The sequence below is a fragment of the Williamsia herbipolensis genome, from assembly GCF_036153515.1.
GTDB lineage: Bacteria > Actinomycetota > Actinomycetes > Mycobacteriales > Mycobacteriaceae > Williamsia_A > Williamsia_A herbipolensis.
This window is the reverse complement of the sequence record NZ_CP108021.1, coordinates 2,221,102-2,234,215: the sequence shown is the minus strand read 5'-3', so window position 1 is coordinate 2,234,215 and position 13,114 is coordinate 2,221,102. Positions and strand designations below refer to the sequence as shown.

The window sequence follows — 13,114 nt, the reverse complement described above, 5'->3', positions numbered from 1 at the left end:
CCCCGACCGCGAGGGTCGCTCAGCGTGTCGGCGCGGCCTTCAACCAGCGGGTGACGTCGCCGGTGAACATGAGTCCGGTCGCGACCGCCGCGAGGACGGCCACCACGAAGGGCAGGAACGTCACCGCCGGGTTCAGCACGTCGCGCGCGGGCGACAGCACGGTCCAGAACGCGATCGACCCGACGACGGTGATGACGCCCATCGTCGTGAGCGTGCCGCGACCGCCGATCACGCGTTCCCGCAGACGGATCGATCCGTAGATCACCAGCAGCAGCACGATCACGCAGACACCGCCGGCGGCGACCATCGCGATGTCGACGGTGTTGGCGATGTCGCGCTGCGCCGTCGTGGGGTTGTCCGAGGCCAGGGACCGGCGCAGCTCGGACCGTGCGGCGCCCTGGTCGAGGGCGACGAGCGCGGCCGTGGCCGCCAGCGCCACGAGCGTGAACACCCACACCACGATGCCGAGGTCGATCACGCGCGGTCGGCGGTCGTCGACGGGGGCGCGCATCGGTGTGACGGCGACCTGCGGCCGCTGCGGACGAGGCGCCTCGGACCCACGCGACGTGTCACCGCGGGATCCCGCTGCGGTCGACGGGCGGATCGCGGGCCGGCGGTCGTCGGGCGACCCCGGGTGGTCGGACTGATCGCGGACGTCGGACATCACCCGAGCGTAACGACGTCACAGATGTGCCGCGGTCGCGACACGGCACCACGATAGGGTCGGCCAGGACAGCGGCGTCGGCGCAGGACCGACGGCAGATCACCGATGAGAACGAGGTACCCCGGTCATGGCTCAGGTGTTGGGAGTCTCGGTCACCGATCTCCAGATCGCCTCGGTGGTCATGGAGGTCTCCACCGGCAACGTGCTGGCCCGCAACGTGGTCGATCTCGCCGACGACTCACCCGAGTCGGTGTTCGACGCGATCTCGCAGCTCGTCGAGACCGCACCCTTCGAGGTCGAGTCGATCACCGTCGCGTGCGCGCGCCGCAGCATGCAGGTCGCACTGCACAACACCATCACCGGCGGCACCGCGGGCGCCCCGGACTGGTACGCCCGCACCACCATCACCGACACCCCGTTCGCCTTCGCCAATGTCGCTGCGGCGCAATCCGATCAGCGCGGCGTGGTCGTCGTCATCGACCTCGCCGAGAACGCGATCCCCTTCAACGAACTGTCCATCGCGGCGGTCGACACCGAATCGGCCAGCGTGGTCGGGGCCGTGCAACTGCCGGCCGGTGGCGAGCGCGAACCGGTCACCGAACCGACCGGCGCGGCCACCGTCGCCGCGGCGTTCGATCTGCTGCCGACCACCGACGCCGGTCGGCGCGGTGTGCTCGTGGTGGGTCCGGGGGCGTCGCTCGCCGGTGTCGGTCCGGCGCTGGAGTACGAGACGCAGCTGCCCGTCCAGATCGCCGACGAGCCGACCTTCTCGGCCGCCCACGGCGCCGCCCTGCACGGACGGAACCGCGGCACGGGCGCCGGTGCGCGCAACCGATGGCTCATCCTCGGCGCCGCGGCGGCCGCCGCCGCGGTCCTCGCCGCGATCGTGGTGGCCGTCGTGCTGCTCTCCGGTGGCGACGACGCGCCCACACCGGCCGTCGTCAGCGAGACGGTCAGCGCGCCGACCACGACGTCGTCGACGCCGAGCAGCACCTCGCGACCCCCCTCGACCACCACGACGACCACCGAGGCGCCCGTAGAGCAGGTCCCCGAGACCGCCGAGCAGGCACCGCCCCCGCGCGACACCGTCACCGTCACCCAGCCGCCGCGCACCATCACCCGCACCACGACCCCGCCCAGCACCACGACCACCACGACGACGACGACCTCCACGACGACCACATCGCCCAAACCGCCGGTCGGCGAATCGCTCGCGCCGTAGGGGTCCAGCTCAGACCGGGTCGTGATCGATCATGCGTCCGGGCACCCCGGCGATGATCAGGGTGCGACGGGTGTTCTCGATCATCGGTGCCGAACCGGCGATGACCACCTGGGTGTCGGGGGCGGCTCCCGCGTCGAGCGCGGCCCCGACCTCTGATCCGACGACGTCGTCGAGGCGGCCGATCCGATGGCGGATGTGCAGCGCGTCGGCGTCGATGGTGCGGGTCAGCCACCACGGGTTGGTGTCCTTCTCCGATACCACCGTCACCGACAGCCACGGGTTGGTACCGGCCAGGCGGGCGAGGTTCGGCGCCTCGTAGAGCTCACCGGGGTAGCGCGTGCCGTAGTAGAGGCGCGTCGGTCGGGTGTCGGCGCGCCGGGCCATCTGCAGCAGCAACGCCCGGATCGGCGCGATGCCGGTGCCGCCGGCCACGAGGACAGACTCGCGTGTGGGGTCGATCGTCAGCGTCCCGTGGCTCTGGGCGAGCCGCCACACGTCGCCCACGGCGGTCTCGCCCACGATCGCCGAGCTGACCGTCCCACCGGGGATCGCCCGCACGTGGAACTCGAGTTCGCCGTGCGGGTTCGGGGGCACCGACGGCGACAGATGACGCCACACCCGCGGCCACTGCGGGATCGACACCTCGAGGTATTGGCCGGCCACGTGCGGTGGCGGATGGTCGGCGACGAGTCGGACCACCGCGAGGTCGCGCGACATGCGGAACTTCTCGACCACCCGCGCGGTCCAGGTCGCCGGGCCCGGCGCGGTCTGCGCCGCCCCACGCATCACGCCGGTGGTGAGCATCAGGGCCTGCGTGGTGATGGTGGCGAGTTCGTGGTCGTACTCGTCGCCCATCGTCGCCGAGATCTCGGCGAGCATGGCGTTGCAGAACACGTCGTAGTCGGCCGGCGCGACCCCGTACTTGCGGTGGTCGCGACCCAGCTGCGCCAGGAGCGCGACGAGATCCTCGTGCGAGGCCGTGTCGGGGAAGGCCTCCAGCACGTGGTCGAGCACGCCGAACAGGGCTGCACGCTGGTGGGCCATGGTGGCTCCGAAGAGGTCGCGCAGGGCCGGGCGGATGGTGAACAGGCGGGTGTAGAAGTCGGCGACGAAACGGTCGGGCTCGGCCTCGATCCGCTCACGCACCAGCGCCAGTCCCCGGCGCGTGTGACCACCCATCGCCGAACTCGCCCTTCGTCGTCTCTCACCGCAGATCTCGCCGCGCCCACCGCGCGTGGGCCGTCACCACGTTAGTACAGTCACATCATGGAGCCATCCGACGACGACACCGAGCACGCGACCGGCGTCTCGGAACCCTTTGCGTCGGTGGACGATAGCGCGTCGGGGACCTCGGGACGCGGCGCACTCGCCGGTGTGGTGTCGGGCATCGTCGACGCACACATGCACCAGTGGGACCCGGTCACCACCCCGCGGGAGTCGAACCGCGTGGCGCGGGTCTACCGCTTCGCGCCCGCGGTCGGCGACCGACTGTTCCGTCTCGCGAACCAGGCCGATCGCGAGATGGCGCTCACCCCGCGCTTCCTGCTGCGGCCGTATCTCCCCGAGCACTATCTGCGCGACGTCGCCGACGTCGAGGCCACCGCCGGCGCACCGATCTCCTCGGCGGTCCACATCGAGGCGTCGTGGCAGGGGTCGGATCCGATGGCGCCCGCCGGGGAGACCCGCTGGATCGACGCGCTGCCCTTCGGCGTCGCCGGCGCCCCGGCTCTCGCGGCCATCGTCGGTCACGCACAACCTCGCGACTCCCACCTCGGGGCGCTGCTCTCGATGCACAAACGCTCGGCGCAGCGGGCGCCGTTCCGCGGGATCCGCACGATGGCGGCGCACCACCCCGACCCGAAGGTGCGCGACTGGACCGACACCCCCCACCTGCTGGCGTCGCGCGATTTCCTGCACGGCTTCGCGCGGGTCGCCGAGCGCGGTCTGTCCTTCGAGGCGTGGGTCTACTCGCATCAACTGCACGACGTCGCCGTGCTGGCGCGCGAGTACCCGGAGGCGACGATCGTCCTCGACCACTACGCCACCCCGGTCGGCGTGTTCGGCCCGATGGGCGCCCGCACCGGTCACACCGCCGCCGCCCGCGCCGACATCCTCGCCCGGTGGCGCGACGGGATGGCCGAGGTCGCCGCCTGCCGCAACGTGGTCGCGAAGCACTCCGGGGTCGCCTTCTCGTTCCTCGGGTACGGCCACCAGTCGTCGGGCAACATCGGCAGTCAGGCGACGCTGACCGACATGATGGGGCCGCTCATCGCCCACACCACCGATCTGTTCGGTCCCGACCGACTGATGTTCGGATCGAACTTCCCCATCGACAAACCGAATGCGACCGTCGCCACCATCGTCGGTACGCTCCTCGACGTGCTGGCCCCGCGTGGGCCGGAGCTGCTGCGCAAGGTGTTCCGCGACAACGCGGTTCGGGTGTATCGCCTCGACGAACAGTCCTCCGACCCACGCTGAGCGCAACTGTGGCGTAGGCCTCCTCTTGCCTCCACGATGGATCCAGGTCTGTCTATCGAGGAGTCATCCGTGTCGCGTCCCATCCGTTTCAACGCCTTCGACATGAACTGTGTCGCCCATCAGTCCCCGGGGTTGTGGCGTCATCCGCATGACCGATCCTGGGACTACAACACCCTCGACTACTGGGTGGAGCTGGCAAAGCTGCTCGAGACCGGCGGATTCGACGGGCTGTTCATCGCCGACGTGTTGGGCACCTACGACGTCTACGCCGGCACCGACGAGGCCGCCATCCGTCAGGGCGCGCAGACGCCGGTCAACGACCCGTTGCTCCTGGTGTCGGCGATGGCGTACGCGACCGAACACCTCGGGTTCGGCATCACCACCGGCACCGGGTTCGAGCATCCCGTCCCGTTCGCGCGCCGCATGTCGACACTCGACCACCTGACCAAGGGGCGGATCGGCTGGAACGTGGTCACCGGGTACCTGCCGTCGGCCGCCCGCAACATGGGTGAGACCGACCAACTCGCCCACGACGCACGCTACGACCACGCCGACGAGTACCTCGAGGTGCTCTACAAGCTGTGGGAGGGCTCGTGGGAACGCGACGCCGTGCGTCGCGACCGCGAGGCCGGGGTGTTCGCCGATCCGGCGAAGGTCCACCACATCGGCCACCGCGGAGAACACTTCTCGGTGCCGGGAATCCACGTCTCCGAGCCCTCGCCGCAGGGCTCGCCGGTGATCTACCAGGCCGGCGCCTCACCGCGGGGACTTGCCTTCGCCGCGGGCAACGCCGAGGCCATCTTCGTCGCGGCTCCCACCAAACCGCTGCTGCGCGAGACGGTCTCGCGGGTGCGGGCCGCGCTGGTCGATGCCGGGCGCAAGCCCTACGACGCACGGATCTACACGCTGCTGACCATCATCACCGACGCCACCGAGGAGGCCGCCCAGGCCAAGGCCGCCGAGTACCGCAGCTTCGCCAGCGCCGAGGGGTCGCTGGTGTTCATGTCGGGATGGATGGGGATCGACCTGTCGAGCTACGACCTCGACGAGCCGATCGGCAACGTCGAGTCGAACGCGATCCAGTCCGCGGTCGCATCGTTCCAGCAGGCCTCCGACACCGGCAAGGAGTGGACCGTCGGTGACATCGCCGCCTGGGGTGGCATCGGTGGGATGGGCCCTGTGCTCGTCGGGTCGGGTGAGACCATTGCCGACCAGCTGCAGAGCTGGGTCGACGAGACCGATGTCGACGGCTTCAATCTCGCCTACGCCGTCACCCCGGGCACCTTCCGTGATGTCGTCGACCACGTCATCCCGGCGCTCGAGCGTCGCGGCGCGTACGAGCGCGAGTACACCCCGGGAACGTTGCGGCACAAACTGTTCGGCGAGGGCGACCGGTTGCCCGATCGCCACCGCGGCGCCACCTACCGCGTCGGCGGCGTCAACTCCACCATCGACGACTCGGTGCGTTCGGGACTGGGCGTCTGACGACGCCGGGTTCACCACCCCACGCACCAGGTCCCGACCCGGGTCCGTCCGTAGGGTTGCGGGTGGAGGTGCCCTGATGACCGAACCCGCACTGTCTGAGCTGTCACTCGAGGACAGGGCCGCCCTCGGGAGCGGCGCCGACTTCTGGACGACCAAGGCGATCGGTGCGGTGCCGTCGCTGGTCCTCACCGACGGACCGCACGGCGTCCGGAGGCAGACCGGCGCCACCGACCATCTCGGCCTCGCGGGCAGTGAGCCCGCGACGTGCTTCCCGCCGGCGGTCGGCCTCGGCCAGAGTTGGGATCCCGATCTGGTCCACCGGGTGGGGGAGGCCTTGGGCCGTGAGGCGCGGGCGCTGCGCGTCGACGTGCTGCTCGGGCCCGGGGTCAACATCAAGCGTGATCCGCGCTGCGGTCGGAACTTCGAGTACCTGTCCGAGGACCCCGTGGTCACCGGTGTCCTCGGCGCCGCCTGGGTGGCCGGCGTCCAGAGCGTCGGGGTCGGGACGTCCCTGAAACACTTCGCGCTGAACAACGCCGAGACCGACCGGATGCGCTCGAGCTCCGACATCGACCCCCGGCCCATGCACGAGATCTATCTCCGCGCCTTCGCGCACATCGTCCGCACCGCGCGCCCGTGGACGGTCATGTGTTCCTACAACCGCATCAACGGTGTGTACGCCGCCGAGAATCACTGGTTGCTCACCGAACTCCTGCGTGGGACATGGGGATTCGACGGTGCGGTCGTCAGCGACTGGGGTGCGGTGCGCGACCGCGTCGCCGCGGTCCGCGCGGGTCTCGACCTGGAGATGCCGGGAACGGGCACCGCGGCGGATGCGGAGGTGGTCGCCGCCGTCCGCGCCGGTGCGCTGTCGCAGGACGCTGTCGATCGTGCCGCGTCGGCCGTGGCCGGTCTGGCGCGCCGGGTGCACGCCGGGCGGGAGAACGCGGTCGGCGTCGATCTCGACGCCCACCACCGCCTCGCCCGCGAGGCCGCCGCCCGCAGCATCGTGCTGCTCAAGAACGACGCCGAGCTGTTGCCGCTGACTCCGGGCACCTCGATCGCCGTCCTCGGCGCGTTCGCGCAGTCACCCCGCTACCAGGGTGGCGGCAGCTCGCATGTGAACCCGACCCGCGTCGACATCCCGGTGGACGAGATCCGCTCACAGGCCGGAACCGAGGCGGTGGCCTTCGCGCCCGGCTTCACCACCGACGGGTCCGGTGACGCCACGGCCCTGCGCGACGAGGCGGTTCGCGCTGCGGCCGATGCCGAGGTGGCGGTGCTGTTCCTGGGTCTGGGTGACGACCAGGAGTCGGAGGGCTTCGACCGCGAACACATCGAGATCCCCTCCGATCAGCAGGAACTCGTGTCTGCCGTGATGCAGGTGCAGCCGCGGACCGTCGTGGTTCTCGCCCACGGTGGCGTGCTGCGCCTGGCGCCGATCGCCGAGGTCGTCCCGGCCATCCTCGACGGCGCCCTGCTCGGCCAGGCCGGTGGCGGCGCGATCGCCGACGTGCTGTTCGGCGCCGTCAACCCGTCCGGACGCCTCACCGAGACGGTGCCGGTCCGCCTCCAGGACTGCCCGTCATACCTCGATTTCCCCGGCGAGAACTCCCATGTCCGGTACGGCGAGGGGATCCACGTCGGCTATCGCGGGTACGACGCCCGCGGGTCCGACGTCACCTTCCCGTTCGGACACGGGTTGTCCTACACCGACTTCGACCACACCGATCTGTCGGTCACCGCCGACGAGACCGGCGTCGACGTCGAGATCACCGTCACGAACACCGGTGACCGGGCGGGACGCGAGGTGGTGCAGGTCTACGTCACGACAACCGATTCGCGGGTGACCCGACCACCTCGGGAGCTGAAGGGCTTCGCGACCACGTCTCTCCTCGAACCCGGTGTCTCCGAGCGCGTCTCGATACGGATCGACCGCTCCGACCTCGCCTACTGGGACGTGCGCCGCGACGACTGGACTGTCGAGGACGGCGACTACGGTGTCGCCGTGGGTGCATCGAGTCGCGATCTCCGCGTCACCGACACCGTGCACATCGTCGGCGACGACGACGCGGTCCCGATCACCTGGCAGTCCACCCTCGCCGAGGCCCTGGCCGACCCCGTCATCGGGAAGGCCATCGCAGGGATGCTGCCCGCCGGTCCGTCGGAGGGTGGTTCCGCCATGGGAACCGACCTCGTGACGATCATGGGTTCGATGCCGTTGGATCGCCTGAAACGGTTCGGCATGGCGTCCGACGCCCTCGACGACCTGCTCGCGACAGACCGACCCGGCCGCGGCTGACCGTCAGCCACGAGAATCGTTGGCGCGACGGATGAAATCGATCTGCTCCGGGGTCGGTCCACCGAAGTTCTTCTGGATCTCCTCGGTGTTCTCCTCCTGCATGCGGTACATACCGTCCCGCAGTCCGGGGTCGCCGCCGTGGAACTGCTCCAGCAGTCCCATCCATTCGGTCGCAAGCGCGCCGGCTTCGTCGGACGCCGGGTCCGTCCCGGCCGCGATCGCCGCATCGACTTCCGCGATCAGCGACGGCCACCGGTTCTCGACCGCGCGGATCTGGTCCTCGCCCAATTGTTCTCGACGGACCGCCAGCGCTGCGAGCTGATCGGCGTCGAAGTAGTTCTCCACTCGTGCATCCACTGTCATCACCTTCCTGATGAGGTCGAGGAGGTCGGTGTCGGTGGGACGGTGCGAGCGACGCACCGTCGCGAGGACGGTCGCCATGTGGGTCTGCAGCTTCTGCATCGCCGCGAGCTGGGCGTCGACGTGATCGGCGTGCGCGACGAGCATCGCCTCGAGCGATGTCTCACCGTGGATCGCGTCACTGATCTGGTCCAACGACAATCCGAGCTGCCGCAGCGCCAGGATCTCGTAGAGCCGCGTGACGTCCTCGCCGCCGTAGAGGCGATATCCCGCACCGCTGCGCCGCGACGGACTCAACAACCCGATCTCGTCGTAGTGGTGCAGGGTACGCACCGTGAGACCGGTCAGCTCCGCGAGTTGGCCTACGCGGTACAGCTTCTCGTGCTCACTCATGCCGGTCCGCCTTCTCCGCCGTTCCGTACTCCTCTGCCGGTCACACGGTGTGACCGACGCGATCGACGCTAGAGCCGCACGCTACGTGAGGGTCAAGCGTCGATTCTCGCCGGTGGACGACGACAGCGGGACGATCAGGGGCGCGGCACGTTGCGCAGGTTCGACTTCGCCATCTTCATGGCCTCGCCCACCCCGCCGTTCAGCACCACCTTGCTCATCGCGAGCGCGAAACCCTTGAGCTGCGTACCGGTGAGCTTGGGCGGCACCGACAGCGCCAACGGGTCGGTGATCAGCTGCACCAGCGCCGGTCCGTCGTGTGCGAGGGCCTCGGCGATGGCGCCCGCGATGTCGGTGGGCTCGGTGACCCGGCGACCGTGGATCCCGACCGCGGTGGCGATGGCCGCGTAGTCGACCGGCGCGACATCGACGCCGAAGTCGGGCAGGCCGTCGACCAGCATCTCGGCCTTGACCATGCCGAGGGTGGCGTTGTCGAAGAGCATGATCTTGACCGGCAGCTTGTACATCGCGACGGTGAGGATCTCCGAGAGCAGCATCGAGAGGCCGCCGTCGCCGGAGATCGAGATGACCTGACGGCCCGGTGCGGCGCTCTGCGCACCGATGGCGTGGGGCAGCGCGTTCGCCATCGATCCGTGCAGCATCGACGCGATGAACTTTCGTCGCCCGGTGGGGTTGATGAACCGCGCGGTCCACACGTTGCACATGCCGGTGTCGGTGGTGAACACGGCGTCATCGGCGGCGAGGTCGTCGAGGATCGACGCCGCGTACTCCGGATGTATCGGGACCAGCTTCTCGGCTTTCGTCGTGTACGCGCCGATCACGTTGTCCATCAGATGGTCGTGCTTGGCCAGCCAGGTGTCGAGGTAGCGGCGATCGGTCTTGCGGGTCACCAACGGTTCCAGTGCGCGAACCGTTGCACCCACATCGCCGCACACGGGCAGCGTCACCGCGGTGCGTCGACCGATCTTCGTCGGGTCGATGTCGACCTGCGCGGTGGTCACGTCGGGCAGGAATTGTGCGTACGGGAAGTCGGTCCCGAGCAGGATCAGCAGGTCGGCGTCGTGGATGCCCGCGTGTGCGGCGCCGTACCCGAGAAGTCCGGTCATGCCCACGTCGAAGGGATTGTCGTACTGGATGAACTCCTTGCCGCGCAGGGAGTGTCCGATCGGTGCACCGATCTTCTCGGCCAGCGCCACGACCTCGTCGTGGGCGCCCTTCACGCCGTAGCCGGCGAAGATCGCGACCTTCTCGGCGGCGTTGATGGCGTCGGCGAGCTTCTCGATGACGTCGGTGGGCGGGATGACGGTCGGCGTCGCCGGGATCGACACGGGATCCATGGCCGCGGTGGCTGATTCCTCGGCGATGTCGCCGGGCAGGGTGAGCACCGCGACACCGTTGCCGGTGACGGCGGACTGGATCGCGGCCCGGAACATCCGTGGCGCCTGATCGGTGGTCAGGATCAGCTCGTTGAACAGCGAGCACTCGCCGAAGAGCCGGTCGGGGTGGGTCTCCTGGAAGTAGCCGGAGCCGATCTCGCTGCTCGGGATGTGCGAGGCGATGGCGAGCACGGGTGCACCGGAGCGGTGTGCGTCGTAGAGACCGTTGATGAGATGCAGGTTGCCGGGGCCGCACGACCCGGCACAGACGGCGAGTTGCCCGGTGGTCTGCGCATCGGCGGCCGCGGCGAAGGCCGCCGCTTCCTCATGGCGGACGTGGATCCAGTCGATGCCGCCCTTGGCCGAGCCGCCGGATCGGCGGACGGCGTCGACGACGGGATTGAGGCTGTCGCCCACGATCCCGTAGATCCGCGTGACACCTGCGTCGATGAGGCCGGAGATGAGTTGGTCGGCAATGGTGGTCGCCATGGTGCGCTCCTCGTGGTCGGGTTCAGATGGGGTGCGGGTCAGATCGGGTGGGACAGCTCGATCAGGTTCTCGTCCGGGTCGCGGACGTAGACACTCAGGATCGCCCCTGTCGCGCCCGTCCGTTCCACGGGCCCCTCGACGATCGGGACACCGGACGCGCGGAGTTCGGAGACCACCTCGTCGATGGGTGTCGAGACGAGCAGGCACAGATCGGCGCTACCCGGGGTGGGCCGGTCGGCCTTCGGTTCGAACTCGTGGCCGGCCCGATGCAGGTTGATCTTGCTCCGACCGAACGTCAGTGCCGGGCGACCGGAGCCGAAGATGTGCTCGGTCATCCCGAGAACCGAGGTGTAGAACCGGACGGTCGCGGCGGGATCGGCGACGGTGAGGACGAGATGGTCGAGCGCTTCGACCTGCATGGTGGCTCCTTCGGATCGGCGATGCGTCAGATGAGGTGGCGTTCGCGCGCGGCCCCGGTGAGCTCGGCGCGGTGATCGGGATGGGCCAGGGCGATCAGCGACTGGGCCCGCTGGGTGGACGACAGACCCTTGAGATCGACCATGCCGTACTCGGTGGCCACGTGATGGACGTCGTTTCGTGCGGTGGTCACCGGTCCGGACAACCGCGGCACGATCTTGCTGATCGTCCCGCCGCGAGCGGTCGAGGCGAAGGCGATCACCGACAGGCCGCCCGTCGAGTTGTAGGCGCCGCGCACGAAGTCGACCTGACCGCCGGCCGCACTGTACTGGTGGCCGTTGATCCACTCGGAGTTGCAGGCACCGGTGAGGTCCATCTCCAGGGTCGAATTCACCGAGACGACGTTGTCGTTGAGGGCGATGACCGCGGGGTCGTTCACGTGATCGACGGGGTGGCTCTCCACTCCCCGGTTGTCGTCGAGGAAATCGTAGAAGGCTCTGTCCCCCATGGCGAAGGTGAACACGGACGCGCCCCGGTGGGTGGTCTTGTACCTGTTGGTCACCACGCCGGATTCGATGAGCCCGGCGAGCGCGGGGGTGAGCACCTCGGAGTGGATGCCGAGATCGGTGCGATCGTCGAGCGCCTCGCACACCGCCTGCGGCAGTCCACCGACACCGATCTGCAGGCAGGCGTGCTCGGGCACCAGTTCGGCGACACGGCGTGCGATGGTGCGATCGACGTCGCCGATCGGGCGTTGCGGCAGTTCGGGGAGATCCTCGTCGTGCTCGACGATGGCATCGACCTCCGACACGTGCAGCGCCGAGGCGCCGAACACCCGCGGCATGTGGGTGTTGACCTCGACGACGAGTCGTTTCGCCTGTCGGGCAACCGAACTGGTGTAGTCGTTGTTGGTCCCGAAGGTGAAGTAGCCGCTGGAGTCCATCGGCGACACCGTGACGAGAAAGGTGTCGACCGGGATCGCATCGGCGAACAGGCGGATGGACTGGCTGAACGCGGTGGGCACGAACGAGACCACCTTGCGTCCGTCGCGATCGCCCTGCTCGATCAATTCGCGCTCGGCGCGCTGCAGGAACATCGAATGCGGGCGCAGCGCCCCCATGAGTTCATAGCGGAGCAGGCTGTCCTGCATGGGTTGTTCGGCGTGGAAGTAGTAGAGCTTCACCTCGTCGATCTCGCCGGCGCGGGCGCGGTCGGCGAGCGCGCGCATCAATGCGGGTGGCTGTCCGGCGGCCTGGCCCAGCGCGACGGTCGACCGACTCTCGACCTGCTCCACCGCGGTGTGGGCGTCGGTGAGCTTGGACGCGTACATGGTGGATGTCCGTCCGGGTGTCGTGGTGGTCATCAGTAGTTCGCCTCCTCTTCGGGCGCGTGACCGCGCTTGTGGATCAACATGGTTCGTTCGAACGTCATCACCACGTGACCGTCCTGGTTGGTGCCGGCCGTCTCGACGGTGACGATGCCCTGGGTGGGGCGGCTCGCCGACTCCCGCGTGGCGAGGATGGTGCTCGACGCGTAGAGGGTGTCGCCGGCGAACACGGGATGCGTGGCTCGCACCTTGTCCCATCCCAGGTTCGCGACCACCTTCGCGCTCACGGTGCGCACGCTCATGCCGGTGAGCATCGCGATCGTGAGGGTGGAGTCGACGAGCATCTTCTTCCATTCGGTCGCCGCGGCGTAGGCGGCGTCGAAGTGGACCGGCTGGGTGTTCATGGTCAACAACGTCATCCAGATGTTGTCGGTGTCGGTGATGGTGCGTCCGGGGCGGTGCTCGAACGTGTCGCCCACCACGAAGTCCTCGAAGAACAGACCAGAGGTCTCGCGATAGGTGTTCGGGCCGGTCTCCCGATACGCGGGGAGGATCGGATCCATGTGCTTCTCCTTGCTGTTGT

11 protein-coding genes are annotated in these 13,114 nt (G+C 69.0%); 4 read left to right on the top strand and 7 right to left on the bottom strand.

Features of this window, described 5'->3' with window-relative positions; genetic code table 11:
• Positions 1 to 19 precede the first annotated feature (19 nt).
• Positions 20 to 664 carry a hypothetical protein gene (locus OG579_RS10105; RefSeq protein ID WP_328859021.1) on the bottom strand — a complete coding sequence of 215 codons (645 nt, stop codon included), beginning with the start codon at positions 662 to 664 and terminating at the stop codon, positions 20 to 22.
• A gap of 127 nt (positions 665 to 791) precedes the next feature.
• Between OG579_RS10105 and OG579_RS10100 the strand changes: the two genes are divergently transcribed.
• Positions 792 to 1,886, top strand: a complete 1,095-nt coding sequence (locus OG579_RS10100) for a hypothetical protein (protein ID WP_328859020.1) — start codon at positions 792 to 794, stop codon at positions 1,884 to 1,886.
• Between the two features lie 9 nt (positions 1,887 to 1,895).
• On the opposite strand, the gene OG579_RS10095 is transcribed toward OG579_RS10100, so the two are convergent.
• On the bottom strand, positions 1,896 to 3,065 hold the full coding sequence (locus tag OG579_RS10095; RefSeq protein ID WP_328859019.1) for an FAD-binding oxidoreductase: 1,170 nt from the start codon (positions 3,063 to 3,065) through the stop codon (positions 1,896 to 1,898).
• A gap of 87 nt (positions 3,066 to 3,152) precedes the next feature.
• Here OG579_RS10095 and OG579_RS10090 point away from each other — a divergent pair, with 87 nt between their 5' ends.
• The 3 genes from OG579_RS10090 (at position 3,153) to OG579_RS10080 (ending at position 8,151) form a co-directional block, all read left to right on the top strand.
• The gene (locus OG579_RS10090) at positions 3,153 to 4,364 is read left to right on the top strand and encodes an amidohydrolase family protein (RefSeq protein ID WP_328859018.1); all 1,212 of its coding nucleotides are present in this window, start codon (positions 3,153 to 3,155) and stop codon (positions 4,362 to 4,364) included.
• 36 nt (positions 4,365 to 4,400) lie between these two features.
• Entirely contained in the window at positions 4,401 to 5,849 is a 1,449-nt protein-coding gene (locus tag OG579_RS10085) for an LLM class flavin-dependent oxidoreductase (RefSeq protein ID WP_328859017.1), read from the top strand.
• A 76-nt stretch (positions 5,850 to 5,925) separates the two neighbouring features.
• Positions 5,926 to 8,151, top strand: a complete 2,226-nt coding sequence (locus OG579_RS10080) for a glycoside hydrolase family 3 C-terminal domain-containing protein (RefSeq protein ID WP_328859016.1) — start codon at positions 5,926 to 5,928, stop codon at positions 8,149 to 8,151.
• Between the two features lie 3 nt (positions 8,152 to 8,154).
• Here the strand turns inward: OG579_RS10080 and OG579_RS10075 are convergent, their stop codons facing one another.
• From OG579_RS10075 to OG579_RS10055, 5 genes are all read right to left on the bottom strand, one after another.
• The gene (locus tag OG579_RS10075; protein WP_328859015.1) at positions 8,155 to 8,904 is read right to left on the bottom strand and encodes a MerR family transcriptional regulator; all 750 of its coding nucleotides are present in this window, start codon (positions 8,902 to 8,904) and stop codon (positions 8,155 to 8,157) included.
• 134 nt (positions 8,905 to 9,038) lie between these two features.
• A complete protein-coding gene (locus tag OG579_RS10070; RefSeq protein WP_328859014.1) occupies positions 9,039 to 10,787 on the bottom strand; it encodes a pyruvate dehydrogenase in 1,749 nt (582 codons plus the stop codon).
• A 38-nt stretch (positions 10,788 to 10,825) separates the two neighbouring features.
• Complete coding sequence (locus OG579_RS10065; protein ID WP_328859013.1) at positions 10,826 to 11,206, bottom strand: VOC family protein; 381 nt, start codon at positions 11,204 to 11,206, stop codon at positions 10,826 to 10,828.
• Positions 11,207 to 11,232: 26 nt separating this feature from the next.
• Positions 11,233 to 12,567, bottom strand: a complete 1,335-nt coding sequence (locus OG579_RS10060) for an acetyl-CoA hydrolase/transferase family protein (protein ID WP_328859012.1) — start codon at positions 12,565 to 12,567, stop codon at positions 11,233 to 11,235.
• On the bottom strand, positions 12,567 to 13,094 hold the full coding sequence (locus tag OG579_RS10055) for a MaoC/PaaZ C-terminal domain-containing protein (protein ID WP_328859011.1): 528 nt from the start codon (positions 13,092 to 13,094) through the stop codon (positions 12,567 to 12,569). The genes OG579_RS10060 and OG579_RS10055 overlap by 1 nt, the downstream gene beginning before the upstream one ends.
• Positions 13,095 to 13,114 lie beyond the last annotated feature (20 nt).

What these genes read in the sequence shown, in the direction of transcription:
- OG579_RS10075 (WP_328859015.1), bottom strand. Translation starts at nt 8,904, where the DNA reads ATGAGTGAGCACGAGAAGCTGTACCGCGTAGGCCAACTCGCGGAGCTG.
- OG579_RS10070 (WP_328859014.1), bottom strand. Translation starts at nt 10,787, where the DNA reads ATGGCGACCACCATTGCCGACCAACTCATCTCCGGCCTCATCGACGCA.
- OG579_RS10095 (WP_328859019.1), bottom strand. Translation starts at nt 3,065, where the DNA reads ATGGGTGGTCACACGCGCCGGGGACTGGCGCTGGTGCGTGAGCGGATC.
- OG579_RS10105 (WP_328859021.1), bottom strand. Translation starts at nt 664, where the DNA reads ATGTCCGACGTCCGCGATCAGTCCGACCACCCGGGGTCGCCCGACGAC.
- OG579_RS10100 (WP_328859020.1), top strand. Translation starts at nt 792, where the DNA reads ATGGCTCAGGTGTTGGGAGTCTCGGTCACCGATCTCCAGATCGCCTCG.
- OG579_RS10065 (WP_328859013.1), bottom strand. Translation starts at nt 11,206, where the DNA reads ATGCAGGTCGAAGCGCTCGACCATCTCGTCCTCACCGTCGCCGATCCC.
- OG579_RS10060 (WP_328859012.1), bottom strand. Translation starts at nt 12,567, where the DNA reads ATGACCACCACGACACCCGGACGGACATCCACCATGTACGCGTCCAAG.
- OG579_RS10085 (WP_328859017.1), top strand. Translation starts at nt 4,401, where the DNA reads ATGGATCCAGGTCTGTCTATCGAGGAGTCATCCGTGTCGCGTCCCATC.
- OG579_RS10055 (WP_328859011.1), bottom strand. Translation starts at nt 13,094, where the DNA reads ATGGATCCGATCCTCCCCGCGTATCGGGAGACCGGCCCGAACACCTAT.
- OG579_RS10080 (WP_328859016.1), top strand. Translation starts at nt 5,926, where the DNA reads ATGACCGAACCCGCACTGTCTGAGCTGTCACTCGAGGACAGGGCCGCC.
- OG579_RS10090 (WP_328859018.1), top strand. Translation starts at nt 3,153, where the DNA reads ATGGAGCCATCCGACGACGACACCGAGCACGCGACCGGCGTCTCGGAA.